Raw genomic sequence first — 15,923 nt, forward strand, 5'->3', positions numbered from 1 at the left:
GGCACGTAGGCTCGACGTGTGTACGAGGGCGCGGTCCAGGACCTCATCGACGAGCTCGGGCGGCTCCCCGGTGTGGGGCCCAAGAGCGCCCAGCGCCTGGCCTTCCACCTGCTCGCCGCCGACGAGGACGAAGTGGCGCGCCTGGTGTCGGCCCTGACCGAGGTGAAGCGCCGGGTGCGGTTCTGCTCGGTGTGCGGCAACGTCGCGCAGGAGGAGCAGTGCCGCATCTGCCTCGACCCGCGGCGCGACACCACCGTGCTGTGCGTGGTGGAGGAGCCGAAGGACGTCGTGGCCATCGAGCGCACGCGGGAGTTCCGCGGCCGCTACCACGTGCTCGGCGGCGCCATCAGCCCCATCGAGGGCGTCGGACCCGACGACCTGCGCGTGCGGGAGCTGCTGTCGCGGCTCGCGTCGGGCGAGGTCACCGAGGTCATCCTGGCGACCGATCCCAACCTCGAGGGTGAGGCGACCGCCACCTACCTGGCGCGGATGCTCAAGCCCATGGGGCTGCGCACCACGCGCCTGGCCTCCGGGCTGCCCGTCGGCGGTGACCTGGAGTACGCCGACGAGGTCACCCTCGGCCGCGCCTTCGAGGGTCGCCGCCTGCTCGACGTCTGACGCGCCGAGGGGCGCCCCGCCGCAGCGGGACGCCCCTCGGGTGGAGCTGGTGGTGCTGAGCCGCCGGAGCGGAGCTCAGTCGCCGATGCGCTGACCGTCCTTGGACGAGAACAGGTGGATGTGGTTCGACTTGGGGACCACGCGCACCGTGGAGCCGGCCTGGGGAGGACGGCGGCCGTCGACGCGGGCGATGATCTGCTGCTCGGTGGAGCCCAGCTTCGCGCGGCCGTACAGGTAGGCGTCGGCGCCGAGCTCCTCGACGACGTCGACCTCGACGGGCAGGCCGTCGTCAGCGAGGTCGAGGTCCTCGGGACGAACACCCAGGGTCACGGTCGAGCCGGTCTCCTGGAGGGTGTCGCGGGGCACCGGCACGGTGGTGGAGCCGAACTTCACGCCGCCGTCGACGACGTCGAGGTTGAGCAGGTTCATGGCGGGGGAGCCGATGAAGCCGGCCACGAAGACGTTGTTCGGGTGGTCGTACATGCGGCGCGGGCTGTCGACCTGCATGAGCAGGCCGTCCTTGAGGACCGCCACGCGGTCGCCCATCGTCATGGCCTCGACCTGGTCGTGGGTCACGTAGACGGTGGTGACGCCGAGGCGGCGCTGCAGCTGGGCGATCTGGGTGCGGGTCTGGACGCGCAGCTTGGCGTCCAGGTTGGACAGCGGCTCGTCCATGAGGAAGACCTGCGGCTGGCGCACGATGGCGCGCCCCATGGCGACGCGCTGGCGCTGACCACCCGAGAGGGCCTTCGGCTTGCGCTCGAGGTACTGGGTGAGGTCGAGGATCTTCGCGGCCTCGGCGACGCGGGTCTTGATCTCGTCCTTCTTGACGCCGGCGATCTTCAGGGCGAAGCCCATGTTGTCGGCGACGGTCATGTGCGGGTAGAGCGCGTAGTTCTGGAACACCATCGCGATGTCCCGGTCCTTGGGCTGCACGTCGGTGACGTCGCGGTCGCCGATGAGGATGCGCCCGGAGTTGACGTCCTCCAGGCCGGCCAGCATGCGCAGGGACGTCGACTTGCCGCAGCCCGACGGGCCGACCAGCACGAGGAACTCGCCGTCGGCGACCTCGAGGTTGAGCTTGTCGACCGCGGGGCGCTCGCCGCCCGGGTACAGGCGCGTCGCGTTGTCGTAGACCACAGAAGCCATGAGAAAGCGTCCTCCCACCGGCAGGAACGTGCCGGACGATCCGAGTGAGGGACTCCGCGCGGCCGGCGGTGGCCGTGCGAAGGGCTACCGGCGGCCGAGGTGGACGCCGGTGTCCGAGCCACATACTGCCCTAGACCGGTCCTGCGTGGAAGCCCCGAGGTCCGCCATCACGCCCTGAGAACGCTCACAAGGTGCTGGAGCAGCGCTGAGACGTCCTCGGGAGTGCCCACGCGGAACTCCGCCGCGGTCTCGCCCTCGCCCACCTTCACGCCCACGTCACCGGCGCCCGGCTCCAGCGCGCGGAACGCGTCCTCGTCGGTGACGTCGTCGCCGGCGTACACGACCACGGGCCGCGTGCCGCTCCGCTCGGCCAGCCGGTCACGCAGGGCCAGGAGCGCGCTGCCCTTGTCGGCCTCGACCACGCTCAGCTCGACGACCTCCTTGCCGCGCAGGGCGCGCACGCCGTCCCACGCACCCGGTCCGTCCTCGACGAGACGGGAGGCCTGCGCGGCCACGTCGCGCGCGGCGGACCGGGTGTGGATCACTGCCCCGGCCGGTTTGAGCTCCAGGTGCGTCCCGGCGTGGGCGTCCACCACGGCGCGCACCGCCTCGACCACCCGCGCCAGCAGGGCTCGCTGCCCGTCGTCGAGCTCGCTGGGCACGCCGTCGCCCTCGGCGCCGTGGCTCGCCACCAGCAGCGCGCCCTCGGGCGGGCCGCTGACCTCGCGCAGGGAGTCCATCGCGCGCCCGCTGACCAGGGCCACCGCGACGCGGTCGGTGCGGACCAGCTCGTCGATCGCGGAGGCGCTGGCAGGCAGCGCCCGCGCCCCGCCCGGCTGCTCGACGATGGGCGCCAGCACCCCGTCGAAGTCGAAGGCCAGCAGCACCGACCGGGCCGTGGCCACGGAGCCGAGCGCCTCCAGCAGGGGGGCGGGCAGGGCCCCGGCGCTCACCGCTCACCCGCCGCGGCCTGCTCCGCCTCGGGGGTGGCCGCCCCGGAGCCGCGGCCGGTCTCAAGCGCCGCCAGGAACGCCTCGGCCCAGCGCGTGACGTCGTGCGTGCGCACCCGGCGGCGCAGCTGCCTCATGCGCCGGGACTGCTCCTTCTCCGGCATCGCCAGCGCCTGAGCGATCGAGCGCTTCAGGCCCGAGATGTCGTGGGGGTTGACCAGCAGCGCGCCGCCCAGCTCGTCCGCGGCCCCGGTGAACTCACTGAGCACCAGCACCCCGCGCTCGTCCAGCCGGGACGCCGCGTACTCCTTGGCCACGAGGTTCATGCCGTCGCGCAGCGCCGTCACGAGCATGACGTCAGCGGCCTGGTAGAGCGCCGACATCTCCTCCCGCGGCTGGTTGTGGTGGAGGTAGTGCACCGCGGCCCGCCCGATGGAGCCGTGCTCGCCGTTGATGCGCCCCACCGCCAGCTCGATCTCGTCGCGCAGCTGGCGGTAGCTGTCCACCCGCTCCCGGCTGGGGGTCGCCACCTGCACGAGCACCGTGTCTTCGGGGTCGACGGCGCCGTCGTCGAGCAGCTCCCCGTACGCCTTGAGGCGGTGCATGATCCCCTTGGTGTAGTCGAGCCGGTCCACGCCGAGGAGCAGCTTGCGCGGCGCGCCCAGCTCGAAGCGCACCTCGGTCACCCGCGACTGCACCGCGGGCCGGGCCGCGAGCTCCTCGAACGCCGGGGTGTCGATGGAGATGGGGAAGGCCGCGGCGTGCACCTGCCGCTCGCCGCCCTGCTCGTCGCGCACGCTGATCCGGTGGCGCCGGCTGTCCAGCCCGAGCAGCCGCCGGCACACGCGCAGGAAGTTGTTGGCGTCGGACTGGCGCTGGAAGCCCACCAGGTCGGCGCCGAGCAGGCCCTCGACCACCTGGCGGCGCCACGGCATCTGCGCGAACAGCTCGTAGGGCGGGAAGGGGATGTGGTTGAAGAAGCCGATCCGCAGGTCGGGACGCAGCTCGCGCAGCACGGCCGGGACGAGCTGCAGCTGGTAGTCCTGCACCCACACGGTGGCCCCGCGGGCCGCCTGGGCGGCGGCCGCCTCGGCGAAGCGGCGGTTCACCCGCACGTAGGCGTCCCACCAGGCGCGGTGGTACGTGGGGACCGCGATGACGTCGTGGTAGAGCGGCCAGAGGGTGTCGTTCGAGAAGCCCTCGTAGTAGGTGGCCACCTCGTCCTCGGACAGCGGCACCGGCACGAGGTGCATGTCCTCGCCGTCGAAGGGCTCAGGGGCGTCGCCCGCGTCGCCGCTCCACCCGACCCAGGCGCCCTCGGCGCGGCGCATGACCGGCTCCAGGGCCGTCACGAGGCCGCCCGGCGAGGTGCGCCAGGTGGTGCTCCCGTCGTCGGAGACCACGCGGTCGACGGGAAGGCGGTTGGCCACCACCACGAAGTCGTACTCGCCCACGCCCTGCGGCACCCGGCGTCAACTCCCAGCTCGTCCGACAGCTCCGCCGACCAGGGGACGGCTCGGCCCCGACCCTAGGCGGGCGTCGCCCGACCCGCGACCCCCGCCCGACCCGCGACGCCGGCCCCGTCGCGCCACGGGCGCAGTGGGGCGTCGTCCGCGTACCGTGGCGGGGTGGACGCCAGGACCTCGGGGCCCGTCGCGCGCGACGGCGCCGGGAGCCGCGCGCCCGGCTGGCCCGCGGTCCAGGCGGCGGGCGCCGCGCGACCGGCGGGCGCCCCGGCCGCGGCGCCGGCGGCCCCGGCGACACCGTCCGTGATCGGTCGGCTGGGGCCCTACCGCCTCCTGCAGGTGATCGGCGGCGGCGGGATGGGCGTGGTCCACCTCGGGCTGGACCCCGCCGGGCGGGCCGTCGCCATCAAGGTCCTGCGCCCCCACGTGGCCGCCGACCCCTCGGCCCGCAGCCGGCTGGCCCGCGAGGTCGACGCGCTGCAGCGGGTGCGCTCCCCCCGGGTCGCCGAGGTCCTCGACGCCGACCCCGACGCCGACCAGCCCTACGTGGTGACCGAGTTCGTCCCCGCCCCTCCGCTCGACGTGCTGGTGGAGCGCGAGGGCCCGCTGGCAGGCGCCGCCCTCGGGCGCCTCGGGCTCGGCCTGGGTGACGCGCTGGCGGCCATCCACCACGCCGGCGTGGTCCACCGGGACCTCAAGCCCGGCAACGTGCTGGTGGCCGACGGCGACCCGGTGGTCATCGACTTCGGCATCGCGCAGGTCGCTGACGACGTGCGCCTGACCAGCGCCGGTCTCGTCATGGGGACCCCCGGGTACCTCGCCCCCGAGGTGCTCGACGGCGCGTCGCCGACGTCGTCCGGCGACTGGTGGGGCTGGGCGGCCACCCTGGCCTTCGCCGCCACGGGTCGCCCGCCCTTCGGCACCGGTCCCTCCGAGGCGGTGCTCTCGCGGGTCCGTCGGGGAGCCGCGGACCTCACCGGCGTCCCCGGTGCCCTGCTCGGGCTCCTGGGGTCCGCGCTGTCCCCCGACCCCGCCCTGCGCCCGCCCCCGCGCCGGCTGCGGCAGGCCGTGCAGGCCCTCCTGGAGCCGGACGCCGGCACGTGGCCCCCCGTCCGCACCGGCTCCAGCGCCGCGCCCACCGCCGCGGTGCCGGTGCACCGCCCCGCGCCGGCGCCGGCCGCGCCGGTCTCGGCCGTGCTCCCGGAGACCAGCGTCATGCCGGAGGCGGCGCCTCCCCTGGTGGGCGCGCCTCCCGAGGCGGCTCCGGTCCCGTGGCCCGAACCGCCCGTCCGCGGCCCCGGGGCCGACACGCCCACCGAGGTGGTGGACGCCTCCACGGCGCCCTCCGCCCGGGGCTCGCACCCGGCTCCCCCCGCGGCCGGGACCACCCGGGTGCTGCCCTCGGACCCCTCGCCCCCCCGGCTCCCGGCCGGCTCGCTGGACCGCACGCAGGTGGTCCTCCCGCCCGCCCCCGCCAGGTCCGCGCCCGAGCAGCCCGATCGCGACGAGCGCCCCGGCCAGCCCCAGCAGCACGACGGCGCGCACCGCGGTCCGCCCCCGCCCTACGACCCCCCGCGGGGCTACGAGCGGCCGGAGCCGCCAGCCGGCCAGTCCTCCCCGTACGCCCCGATCGGAGACGCCGCCGAGCCGGGCCGACCGGTGACGGGGGCGGTGCTGCTCCTGCTGCTCCTGGTCGCCGTGGCGCTCGGCGCCGTCGCGCCGCTGGTGGCGGCCATCGCCGTCGCCGGGGCCGTCGTCGTGGCGCGCACCGTGGACCGCTCCGTGGCGGCGGTGGTCCGGCGCCGCTACGAGCGGGGCCCGCGCCGCTCCGACGGCGCCGTGGTGGCCCTGGCGCTGCCGGGCCAGCTGCTGCTGGCGCTCCTCGCATCGCTCCCGGCGCTCCTGCTGCCCGCCGCGATGGCGGTGAGCACGGCCTTCCTCGTGGGCTGGGCCATCGCCCCGCAGAGCACCCCCGTGCCGGGCCAGGCCCTGCCCCTCGCGGCGGCGGTGCTCGTGGGCACGGCCACCGCCTGGTGGGGACCCGGGAGCCGCACCGTGCGCCGCGGCACCCGGACCGCGGTGCGCGGTGCGCTGCCCGGGCGCACCAGCAGCCTGGTGGCCGTGTCGGTCCTGGCCCTGGTGCTCCTCGCCTGCGCCATCGTGGTGGCGAACAGCGGGGGGACGCCCGACTGGACCCCGCTCACCACGCCGCCTCCCGGCCTGGGCTGAGCCCCCGCTGCACCGAGGGGACTCCCAGGTTGCGCCCCTACCCTGGGCGCCGACCGGACACCCCTGGAGGAAAGACCCGTGCCCGACCGGCCCACCACCAAGGACGCCCGCCGCGAGGCCGCGCGCGAGAAGGCCCGCCAGATGCGGGAGGCCCAGGCGCGCAAGCAGCGCCGCAACCGCGTCCTGGCGATCTCCGCGGCAGCCGTCGCGCTGGTGCTCGTGGCCGGTGCCGTGGCCTTCGGCGTCAGCCGCGCGAGCGGAGGCGGCGAGCCCGTGGCCGCGCCCCCCGGGGTCACGGCCGACGGGGGCATCGTCCTCGGCGAGAGCAGCGCCCCGCACACCGTCACGATCTTCCAGGACTACCAGTGCCCGGTCTGCAAGGCCTACGAGGCCGCCGTGGGCCCCTGGCTCGACCAGCAGGTCGAGGCGGGCACCACCAAGCTCGAGTACCGCCCGCTGACGTTCCTCGACGGGCAGTCGAGCGGCACGAAGTACTCCACGCGCGCGGCCAACGCCGCGTACTGCCTGGCCGGCCAGCCGGACGCGGACTTCTACGCCTTCAACACCGCCATGTACGTGGAGCAGCCCGAGGAGGGCGGCACCGGCCTGACCGACAGCAGGCTCGTCTCCATCGCCCAGGCGGCGGGCGGTGACATCGGCACCTGCATCGCGGACGGCACCTACGACCGCTTCGCCCAGCAGCAGAACGACGCCGCCTTCGAGCTCACCGACGCCCAGGGGCAGCGGCTCGTCAACGGCACGCCGACCGTCCTCGTCGACGGGAAGCTGCTGCAGAACCCCCAGGGCGGCGCCCCCGACCAGCAGGCGCTGGCCACGGCCCTCGGCGTCGCGGGCTGATGAGCACGCGCAGCGGCGTGCGGCCGCCCGCTCCGCGCGCGTCGTCGTCCCCGGCGGCCGCCGAGGACGACGACGCGGGCCGCGCCGCCGAGGGGCACCTCTCCGCCGACCCGGTGCCCCCGCGGCGCCTGGGCCTGCTCCTCACCGTCGGGGGCGTGATCGGCTTCCTGGCCGCGTTCACGCTGACCGTGGAGCGCTTCAAGCTCGCGGCGGACCCCGGGTACGAGCCCTCCTGCGACGTCAACCCCTTCATCTCCTGCGGCTCGGTGATGTCCCAGCCGCAGGCGGCGCTGTTCGGGTTCCCGAACCCCCTGCTCGGCATCGCCGCGTTCGCGATCGCCACGACGCTGGGGGTGCTGCTGCTGTCCGGCACCGCGCTGCCCCGGTGGGTGCGGGCGGGCTGGCAGGTGGGCATCACGCTCGGGTTCGTCTTCATCGGCTGGCTCGTCACGCAGAGCCTCTACGAGATCCGGGCCCTGTGCCCGTACTGCATGGTCGTCTGGGCGGTGGTCATCCCGCTGTTCTGGACCACCACCGCGGACTCGCTCGACCGCGGCGTCATCCCGGTGCCCGCGGGGGCGCGTCGCGCCGTCGCGACCTTCGTCGAGTACCGGCTCGTCGCGGTGGTGCTGACCTGCCTCGCCGTGGTCGTGCTCATCGCCCAGGCGTTCTGGTCCAGCTGGGTCGCCCTCGTCTGACCCTCACGACCCCAGGGTCGACGCGCGCAGCACCAGCTGCGACGGCAGCACGGTGAGCGGCGGCACGTCGCGCCCGTCCACGGCGTCGAGCAGCAGCTGGGCGGCGCGCCGTCCCACCTCGGTCAGGCGCAGGTCCACGGTGGTCAGGGGCGGGCGCGACGCCAGCGCCATGACGTCCCAGTCGTCCACGCCGGTGACGGCGACGTCGTCGGGGACCGCCCGGCCCAGCTCGCGCAGCCGGTCGCAGACCCCGCGGGCGATCTGGTCGCTGCCGCAGCTCACGGCGTCGAGGTCGGGGTGCCGGCGCAGCAGCACGTCGACGGCCTGGCGCCCCCACTGCTCGGTCCATGCACCGAACAGCGGCTCGCCGGCGGCGGCGCCACCGAGGACGTCGGCGACGGACGCGGCGCGCACCCGGGCGCTGTGGTGCTCCGGCCAGCCGGTGACGTGGCCGACGCGGCGCCGGCCGAGGTCGAGCAGGTGGCGGGCGGCGTCGGCGGCACCGCCCGCCTCGTCCACCACCACGCTGGTGTCGCCGGCGCGGGCCGACGGCTGGAAGGCGTAGACCACCGGCACCGCGCCCGCTGCGGCGCCGGCGAGGTCCACGGGCGGGCGCGGGTCGGTGCGGCGGCCCATGACGATGATCCCGTCCACCCGGCGGCTGGCCAGCATGCGCAGCAGGTGCTTCTCGCGCAGCGCGTCGTCGCGGGTGTCGCACAGCAGCACGGCCATGTCACCGGCGCCCAGGGCGTCCTCGGCGCCCTGCAGCACGGGGATGGTGAACCTCCCGAAGCTGTCGGTGGTGACCAGCCCCACCGTGAAGCTGCGCCCCGAGGACAGGGCGCGGCCCACGCCGTCGGGGGTGAAGCCCAGCTGGTCCGCGGCGCGGCGCACCCGCTCCACCGTCTCGCTGCGCAGCTGCCCAGTGCCGTTGAGGGCCTTCGAGGCGGTGCCGGGGGACACCCCGGCCAGGGCGGCCACGTCCACGATGCGCGCCACGGCGCGCCGCGGGGCGGCCCTGCTGGTCACGCGGCACCTCCTCGGCGCGGGGTGTTCCGGGTTTTCCGCTCGAGGTCCGGGCGGGGGACGACAGTAGCGCTCCTTCGTCACGGCGAGCGGGTTGTGATCCTGGGCCCGTCGGGCTACCGTCCCAGAAAACGTGTTCCGGATGTTCCGCGATGATGCGAGAGAGGGAGCCGCGTGGCCACCCAGACCGCCGCCCAGCCCACCGACACCACCCTCCCGCCGGGTGCGCCACCCGTGAGCGCCGGGCCCGCCCGTCCCACGCCGGGCACCACGGCGCTGCAGCCGGTGGCACCCGGCGCGGCCCGCATCACCGGTGGCTACTGGGCCGACCGCCAGCGGGCCAACCGCGAGAACGCCATCCCCACCGGGCGCGAGCGCCTCGAGAGCGCCGGCAACCTCACCAACCTGCGGATCGCCGCCGGCACCGCGCCGGAGGGAGCGCGCGTCACCGGGCCGATCTTCATGGACTCCGACGTCTACAAGTGGCTCGAGGCCGCCGCCTGGGAGCACGGCCGCGAGCCGAGCGAGCAGCTGCTCGGCTGGATCCGCGAGCTCACCGCGGAGGTCGCCGCCGCGCAGGCCGAGGACGGCTACCTCGACTCGGTGGTGCAGGAGCAGGACGGCTCCCTCGGCAGGCGCGGGCGGTACGCCGACCTGCCGTGGAGCCACGAGATGTACTGCGCCGGGCACCTGTTCCAGGCCGCCGTGGCCGTGGTCCGCGCCACCGGCGAGCGCGGCCTGCTCGACGTCGCCGTGCGGCTGGCCGACCACCTCGACACCACCTTCGGGGACGGCGAGGGGCAGCTGCGCGACGTCGACGGCCACCCGGTGGTCGAGATGGGCCTGGTGGAGCTGTTCCGCGAGACGGGCGAGCGGCGCTACCTCGAGCTGGCGCGCTGGATGGTCGAGGCGCGAGGCACGGGCATCATCGAGGGCCACGGCAAGGAGCCGACCTACTTCTCCGACCGCGTCCGGGTGCGCGAGGCCACCACGGTGGAGGGCCACGCGGTGCGCGCCGTCTACCTCACCGCGGGAGCGGCCGACGTCGCCGCCGAGACCGACGACGCCGAGCTGCTCGCCGCCCTCGGCCGGCAGTTCGACCACATGCTGGCGACCAAGACCTACATCACCGGCGGTCTCGGCTCGCGCTGGGACATGGAGGCCTTCGGCGACCCCTACGAGCTGCCCAGCGACCGCGCCTACGCCGAGACCTGCGCCGCCATCGGCGGCATCCAGTGGGCCCACCGGATGCTGCTCGCGACCGGCGAGGCGAAGTACGCCGACGTCGCCGAGCGGATGCTGCACAACGGCTTCCCCGCCGGGGTCTCACTGAGCGGCGACGAGTACTTCTACGTGAACCCGCTGCAGTTCCGCGACTCCTCGCACGCGAACGAGAACCGCAGCCCCGCCCACGGGCGCCGCGGCTGGTTCGACTGCGCCTGCTGCCCGCCCAACATCATGCGGACCATCTCCAGCCTGGACGGCTACCTCGCCACCACCGGCGCGGTCGACGGGACCGACGGCGTCCAGCTCCACCTCTTCGCCCCGAGCGCGCTCACCGCGCAGGTCGAGGGCGTCGGCGCCGTCGGGCTGGTCGTCGAGACCGGGTACCCGTGGGACGGCGGCGTGCGCGTGCGCGTGGACAGCTGCAGCCCGGGCGGCCAGGGCGAGCCGGCGGGCACCGCGGAGTGGACCCTCTCCGTGCGCGTCCCCGCCTGGGCGGCCGGCGCCACCGCGCGCGTCGCCGGCCAGGAGCTGGCCCCGCAGCCGGGTACCTACCTCCGCGTCACCCGCACCTGGGCCGCCGGCGACGTCCTCGAGCTCGACCTGCCTCTGGACGTGCGCCTCTCGCGCGCCGACCGGCGCGTCGACGACGCCCGCGGCGCCGTCGCCCTCGAGCGCGGCCCGCTCGTGTACGCCCTCGAGCAGGTCGACCAGCCCGAGGGCGTCCTCGTGGACGACGTCGTGGTCGACGGCTCCGCCCCCGTCGGCGCGGAGCACCGCGACGACCTGCTCGGCGGCGTCGTCGTCCTGCACCCGAGGGGGCGCAGCGCCGGCCACGAGGGCGGCGCGGCCACCTGGCTGCCCGCCACCGACCCCGAGCCCGCCCCGGGGGAGGACGTCGAGCTCACCGCCGTCCCCTACGCGGTGTGGGCCAACCGCGGCGTCGGCCCCATGCGGGTGTGGCTGCCGGTGCGCTGACGCAGGGCCCGCGAGGGCCCCCGCAGACCCCGCCGGGTCCGCTCGTCCAGCAGGGCGGACCCGGCGGAACACCGCGGCGCAGCCAGCGCCGCACACCACGGAGGGAGGCGCGAGGGTGCGCACCAGACGGGAGTTCCTCGCCCTGGCGGGGGTCGCAGGCCTGGCCGGCCTGTCGCCGGCGATCGCCGGGTGCGGCAGCGGAGTGCTGCCGGCGCCGGACACAGCGGCCCCCGGCTTCGGGCAGGACGCCAGCGGTGTGCTGCGCCTGTGGGCCCGGTCCGACACCCAGACCGGCACGCAGGCGGTGGTCGACGCCTTCCACGCCAGCCAGGACCGCATCCGCGTCGAGCTCACCCCGGTGCTGGGCGCGCAGTACGTCACCAAGCTCGCCACGGCCATCCGGGCCCGCGCCGTGCCCGACCTGCTGGCGATGAACGACATCGACACGATCCTGTTCATCGTCAGGGACGTCTTCACCGACCTGACCGACCTCGCGGCGCAGCTGCCGGGGCGCGACCAGCTCAGCCCCGGGCAGACGGCGCTGTCCACCCTGGACGACCGCGTCTTCGGCCTGCCGTTCCTCGCCGACAACTCCGTGCTCTGGTACAACTCCGAGCTCTTCGACCGCGCCGGCGTCGACCCCGCGTCGCTGACGGACCTGGACGGCTGCCTGGCCGCCGCCCGTGCGGTGCGCGGGCTCGGCGGCGACACCTACGGGTGGTCCCTGCCGGGCAACTCCTCGGGCATCATCGGGTTCGTCACCCAGCCCCACGTCTGGGCCGCGGGGACCGACGTCATCACCGGGGAGGTCGGCCAGCAGCGGGGCGACGTGGAGGGCAACGCCGCCCTGCGGTCCGTGCTCGGCTTCTACCGGACGATGTGGTCCGAGGACCTGCTGCCCCGCGCGAGCTTCGCCGACGCCGGCACCTCCTGGGGCTCGGACTTCACCGCCGGCAGGATCGGGATGCTGCCCGGCAACTACTTCGCCGCCGTCATGGGCCAGCCGCCGGAGGTGGCCGCCCGCACGGGCGTCTCGCTCCTGCCCGGCCCCACCGGCGGGGTCTCCTTCTTCACCGGCGGCGACAACCTGTGCATCCCCCGGGGCGCGCAGAACGCCTCGGCGGCGTGGGAGTTCGTGAGGTTCGCCCTCGACGTCGCCCAGCAGGAGCGGCTGCCCGAGGGCGGGTACTTCCCGGTGCGCGCCGACGCCGCGACCGACCGCTACCGCGAGGAGTTCCCCCTGGCCGTGGCACCGCTGGAGCAGATCCAGACCGGCTACGCGCCGCGCACCCTCTCCTACAACCTGCTCTACAACCAGCCCGACAGCCCGTACTTCGAGATGTTCCGCCGGGCGGTCTTCGACGGCGACGTCGACGGCGCGGTGGCGGGGGCGCAGGGCGCCTACGACCGCATCCTCGAGCAGGCGCAGCGATGAGCGCCGCGCAGGTGCCCGCCGGGAGCGGGCGCAGCACCATCACGCACCGCTCGTCGACGGGCCTGCTGCTGGTGCTGCCGGCGCTCGCGTTCGTCGTCGTCTTCGTCCTGGTGCCGTTCGTGTTCGCGATCGGCATCTCCCTGACCAACTGGCCGCTGGTCGGGGCCTTCCGCTTCGTCGGGCTGGAGAACTACGCGGCCATCCCCGGCGACGCCGCGTTCTGGAAGTCCGTCGGCTACACGCTGCTGTACACGGCCGTCGTCACCCTGCCGATCCTGGTCGTCGGCTACCTCATGGCGGTGGTGGTGCGCGCGAACCGGCGCGGCTCCACGCTGCTGCGCACCCTCTTCTTCCTGCCCTACGTCATCGGCCTGTCCACCCTGAGCTTCCTGCTGGTCCTGGAGGTGCAGCCCGGCAGCGGAGCGGTCAACCTCCTGCTGCAGGCGCTGGGGGTCACCGACGGCCAGACGGCCTGGGTCACCTCCGCCCCCCTCGCGACCGCGCTCATCAGCGTGCTGGTGGTCTGGGGCGTCTCCGGCCTGACGATGGTGCTGCTGCTGTCCGGCATGCAGGCCGTGCCGCGGGAGTGCTACGAGTCGGCCGAGGTGGACGGCGCCACCTGGTGGCAGCGCGAGCGGGACATCACCATCCCGATGCTCCGCCGCCCCATCGCCATGAGCCTGATCCTCTCGGTGATCGGCTCCTTCCTGGCCTTCACGCAGTTCTTCGTGCTGACCCAGGGGGGCCCGGGCACCGACACCACCCCGGTGGTGCTCGCCATCTACAACCGCGCCTTCGTGCAGCTGCAGGTCGGGTCGGCGACCGCGCTGTCGCTGGTGCTCGTGCTGGTGGTGGCCCTGGTGACCGCCGCCCAGTTCTGGCTGCTGCGCGAGAAGGACTGAGGGAGACCCCATGGCCACTGCCGCACCCGCGCGCCCCGCTGCCGCGGACGACCCGTCCGGCAGCACCCGCAGGACGACGACGGCGAGCGCCGCCGGCCACGCCGAGCCGCGCACCAAGCTGGTGCTCTACGCGCTGGCGGCGGTCCTGGCGGTGCTGGTCTTCGCCGCTCCGCTGCTGTGGTCGCTGCTGCGCGCCTTCCAGACGAACGCCGTCATCACCGAGGCGCCGTCCTGGTCGACGTTCTTCGACCTCACCGCGGCCAACTTCGCCGCCGTCGGCGGCACCGCGGGCCTGGGGCGCGCGACGCTCAACAGCCTCCTCGTGTCGGTCTCCACGGCGGTGCTGACCGCCGTGGTGGCGACGATGGCCGGCTACGGCTTCGGGCGGTTCCGGTTCCGCTTCTCGGGGGCGGCGTTCGGCGCCATCGTGCTGACGCTGATGATCCCCTTCCAGGCGATCATCACGCCGCTGTTCATGCAGCTCAACGCGATGCGGCTCACCGACAGCCTGCTCGGGCTGGTGCTCTTCTACACGACGGTGAACCTGCCGTTCGGGGTCTTCGTCATGCGGAACGCCTTCGCGGCGGTGCCGTCCGAGCTCGAGGACGCCGCCTTCGTGGACGGCGCGGGCACCGGCCGCACCTTCTTCTCGGTGCTGCGCCCCCTGGTCACGCCCGGCATCGCCACCACGGCGCTCTACGCCTTCCTCGCCTCGTGGACCGAGTTCCTCGGCGCGCTGACGTTCCTCACCCAGCAGCGGCTGTACACGCTCCCGGTGGCGCTCCTGAACCTGCAGCAGGGCGCGTACGGGGCCGTCGACTACGGGCTGCTCGCAGCGGGGGCGATCATCGCGATGGTCCCGTGCGTGGTGCTGTACGTGGCGCTGCAGCGGTACTACGTGGCGGGGCTGGCGAGCGGCTCCCTCAAGGGCTGACGGCCAGGAGGGGCCGCCGACGACGGAATCCGCGGCCCACCGGGAGGACGACCGGCCATCCGCCACGCGGACGGTCGGTTCGGAGTGGGAACAAGCGGTGGGGGTCTGGCACTGTAGGGAGTGCTGGTCCGCGTCCCGGGCCCGCCCACCGCCGGGGTGCTGACCCGGCCGCGGCGCCCGTCGGCGCTGGTACCTGAACGGATCGTCGTTGTCCCTCGCCGTCTACCGCGGAGTGCTCGCACGCCGCGGAGTCCCCGCCGTCATCCTCATCGGGCTCTTCGCGCGGATCCCGATCGCTGCTGCCCCCGTGGTCCTCACCCTCCACGTGGTGCTCGACCTCGGGCACGGCTACGGCCTCGCCGGCCTGCTCGGCGCCGCCTTCGCCGTCGGCGCCGCGGTCGGTGCGCCGCTCGTCGGCCGGACCGTCGACAGGGTCGGCCTGCGCCCCGTCGTGGCCGTCACCACGGTCGCGTCCACCGCCTTCTGGGTGGTGGCCCCGCACCTGGAGTACTCGGCCCTGCTCCCCGCTGCGCTGCTGGCCGGGCTGCTGTCGCTGCCGGTGTTCTCCGTGACGCGCCAGGCGCTCGCGGCGATGCTCACCCCCGAGCTGCGCCGCCCCGGCTTCTCGCTCGACTCCATGGCCGTGGAGATGAGCTTCGCCGTCGGTCCGGCGGCGGGCATCGCCCTCTACACCGCCACGACGGCGGCCACCACGCTCACCGCCGTCGCCGGGCTCGTGCTGGTGGCCGGCGCCGCGCTGCTCGTCCTCGACCCCCCGGTGCGCGACCCCGAGCTGGCCCGCACCCTGGCCGCGGGCGAGCGCGCCGAGCGCCCGCGCCTGCGCAGCTGGATGAGCCGGCCGGTGGCGGCGCTGCTGCTGGTCACCTCCGCCGCCACCGTCACCGTCAGCGGCACCGACACCGCGCTGTCCGCCGTGATGACCTCGTGGGACGCCGTGCCGCACCTCGGCCTGGTGTTCGCGATCTGGTGCATCGCCTCGCTCGTCGGCGGCTTCGTCTTCGGGGCGGTGAAGGACCGGCCCTCTCCGCTGCTCGTGCTGCTCCTGCTGGCGGGCACCGCCCTGCCGGTGTCCCTGGCGGGCAGCTGGCCGGTGCTGGCGCTGCTCGTGGTGCCCACGGGCCTGTTCTGCGCGCCGCTGATGGCGGGCACCGCGGAGGCCCTCACCCACGCCACCCCGGCCACCGTGCGCGGCCTGGTCCTCGGCGTGCACGCCTCGGCCCTGACGCTGGGCGACGCGTTCGGCGCGCCGCTGACGGGCGTCGCCGTCGACAGGTTCGGCGCCCAGTGGGGCTTCGCGGCGGTCGGCGCCGCCGGGCTGGCGCTGGCAGCTCTGGCCCTGCTCGTCGGTGGGTGGCGCGTGCCGGCGGCGGCCGGAGCCGCGCCGCGCCCGTCGTCGTCCTCGCTCCCCGAGGCCGCCCTCTCCCGCTGACGGAGC

At 75.0% G+C, this 15,923-nt stretch carries 13 protein-coding genes; 9 read left to right on the forward strand and 4 right to left on the reverse strand.

What is annotated here, in order from left to right; translation table 11 throughout:
• The first annotated feature begins 18 nt into the window (after window positions 1-18).
• The gene (gene recR, locus FHN55_RS03940) at window positions 19-618 is read left to right on the forward strand and encodes a recombination mediator RecR (RefSeq protein ID WP_139710931.1); all 600 of its coding nucleotides are present in this window, start codon (window positions 19-21) and stop codon (window positions 616-618) included.
• Between the two features lie 75 nt (window positions 619-693).
• Here recR and FHN55_RS03945 read toward each other — a convergent pair whose 3' ends face one another.
• The 3 genes from FHN55_RS03945 to otsA all read right to left on the reverse strand — a co-directional run bounded on the left by FHN55_RS03945 (window position 694) and on the right by otsA (window position 4,183).
• The gene (locus FHN55_RS03945) at window positions 694-1,767 is read right to left on the reverse strand and encodes an ABC transporter ATP-binding protein (RefSeq protein WP_139710932.1); all 1,074 of its coding nucleotides are present in this window, start codon (window positions 1,765-1,767) and stop codon (window positions 694-696) included.
• A 167-nt stretch (window positions 1,768-1,934) separates the two neighbouring features.
• Window positions 1,935-2,720 (reverse strand): trehalose-phosphatase, encoded by a 786-nt coding sequence (gene otsB, locus FHN55_RS03950; protein ID WP_139710933.1) that lies wholly within the window; start codon window positions 2,718-2,720, stop codon window positions 1,935-1,937.
• Complete coding sequence (otsA, locus tag FHN55_RS03955; protein ID WP_218974325.1) at window positions 2,717-4,183, reverse strand: alpha,alpha-trehalose-phosphate synthase (UDP-forming); 1,467 nt, start codon at window positions 4,181-4,183, stop codon at window positions 2,717-2,719. The genes otsB and otsA overlap by 4 nt, the downstream gene beginning before the upstream one ends.
• 162 nt (window positions 4,184-4,345) lie before the next feature.
• On the opposite strand from otsA, the gene FHN55_RS23190 reads away from it, so the two are divergent.
• The 3 genes from FHN55_RS23190 (at window position 4,346) to FHN55_RS03975 (ending at window position 7,968) form a co-directional block, all read left to right on the forward strand.
• Window positions 4,346-6,412: a serine/threonine-protein kinase gene (locus FHN55_RS23190; RefSeq protein ID WP_218974326.1), complete on the forward strand. Its 2,067-nt coding sequence runs from the start codon at window positions 4,346-4,348 to the stop codon at window positions 6,410-6,412.
• 78 nt (window positions 6,413-6,490) lie between these two features.
• Complete coding sequence (locus FHN55_RS03970; RefSeq protein WP_139710934.1) at window positions 6,491-7,270, forward strand: thioredoxin domain-containing protein; 780 nt, start codon at window positions 6,491-6,493, stop codon at window positions 7,268-7,270.
• The gene (locus tag FHN55_RS03975) at window positions 7,270-7,968 is read left to right on the forward strand and encodes a vitamin K epoxide reductase family protein (protein WP_139710935.1); all 699 of its coding nucleotides are present in this window, start codon (window positions 7,270-7,272) and stop codon (window positions 7,966-7,968) included. The genes FHN55_RS03970 and FHN55_RS03975 overlap by 1 nt, the downstream gene beginning before the upstream one ends.
• Window positions 7,969-7,971: 3 nt before the next feature.
• On the opposite strand, the gene FHN55_RS03980 is transcribed toward FHN55_RS03975, so the two are convergent.
• Window positions 7,972-8,997, reverse strand: a complete 1,026-nt coding sequence (locus FHN55_RS03980) for a LacI family DNA-binding transcriptional regulator (RefSeq protein ID WP_139710936.1) — start codon at window positions 8,995-8,997, stop codon at window positions 7,972-7,974.
• Window positions 8,998-9,168: 171 nt separating this feature from the next.
• Between FHN55_RS03980 and FHN55_RS03985 the strand changes: the two genes are divergently transcribed.
• The 5 genes from FHN55_RS03985 (at window position 9,169) to FHN55_RS04005 (ending at window position 15,917) form a co-directional block, all read left to right on the forward strand.
• Entirely contained in the window at window positions 9,169-11,196 is a 2,028-nt protein-coding gene (locus FHN55_RS03985; protein WP_257570673.1) for a glycoside hydrolase family 127 protein, read from the forward strand.
• 115 nt (window positions 11,197-11,311) lie between these two features.
• Window positions 11,312-12,631: a sugar ABC transporter substrate-binding protein gene (locus tag FHN55_RS03990; protein ID WP_139710937.1), complete on the forward strand. Its 1,320-nt coding sequence runs from the start codon at window positions 11,312-11,314 to the stop codon at window positions 12,629-12,631.
• Window positions 12,628-13,533, forward strand: coding sequence for a carbohydrate ABC transporter permease (locus FHN55_RS03995; RefSeq protein WP_139710938.1), 906 nt, complete (start codon window positions 12,628-12,630; stop codon window positions 13,531-13,533). The genes FHN55_RS03990 and FHN55_RS03995 overlap by 4 nt, the downstream gene beginning before the upstream one ends.
• A 10-nt stretch (window positions 13,534-13,543) precedes the next feature.
• Window positions 13,544-14,467, forward strand: coding sequence for a carbohydrate ABC transporter permease (locus FHN55_RS04000; RefSeq protein ID WP_139710939.1), 924 nt, complete (start codon window positions 13,544-13,546; stop codon window positions 14,465-14,467).
• A 208-nt stretch (window positions 14,468-14,675) separates the two neighbouring features.
• On the forward strand, window positions 14,676-15,917 hold the full coding sequence (locus FHN55_RS04005) for an MFS transporter (RefSeq protein WP_180357624.1): 1,242 nt from the start codon (window positions 14,676-14,678) through the stop codon (window positions 15,915-15,917).
• The last annotated feature ends 6 nt before the right edge of the window (window positions 15,918-15,923 follow it).

Source organism: Streptomyces sp. NP160 (genome assembly GCF_006335115.1).
Taxonomy (GTDB): Bacteria; Actinomycetota; Actinomycetes; order Actinomycetales; family Quadrisphaeraceae; genus Quadrisphaera.

Bases quoted from the DNA above. Each gene is read 5' to 3' on its own strand.
- FHN55_RS03945 (WP_139710932.1), bottom strand. From the start codon at position 1,767: ATGGCTTCTGTGGTCTACGACAACGCGACGCGCCTGTACCCGGGCGGC.
- FHN55_RS03975 (WP_139710935.1), top strand. From the start codon at position 7,270: ATGAGCACGCGCAGCGGCGTGCGGCCGCCCGCTCCGCGCGCGTCGTCG.
- FHN55_RS03995 (WP_139710938.1), top strand. From the start codon at position 12,628: ATGAGCGCCGCGCAGGTGCCCGCCGGGAGCGGGCGCAGCACCATCACG.
- FHN55_RS04000 (WP_139710939.1), top strand. From the start codon at position 13,544: ATGGCCACTGCCGCACCCGCGCGCCCCGCTGCCGCGGACGACCCGTCC.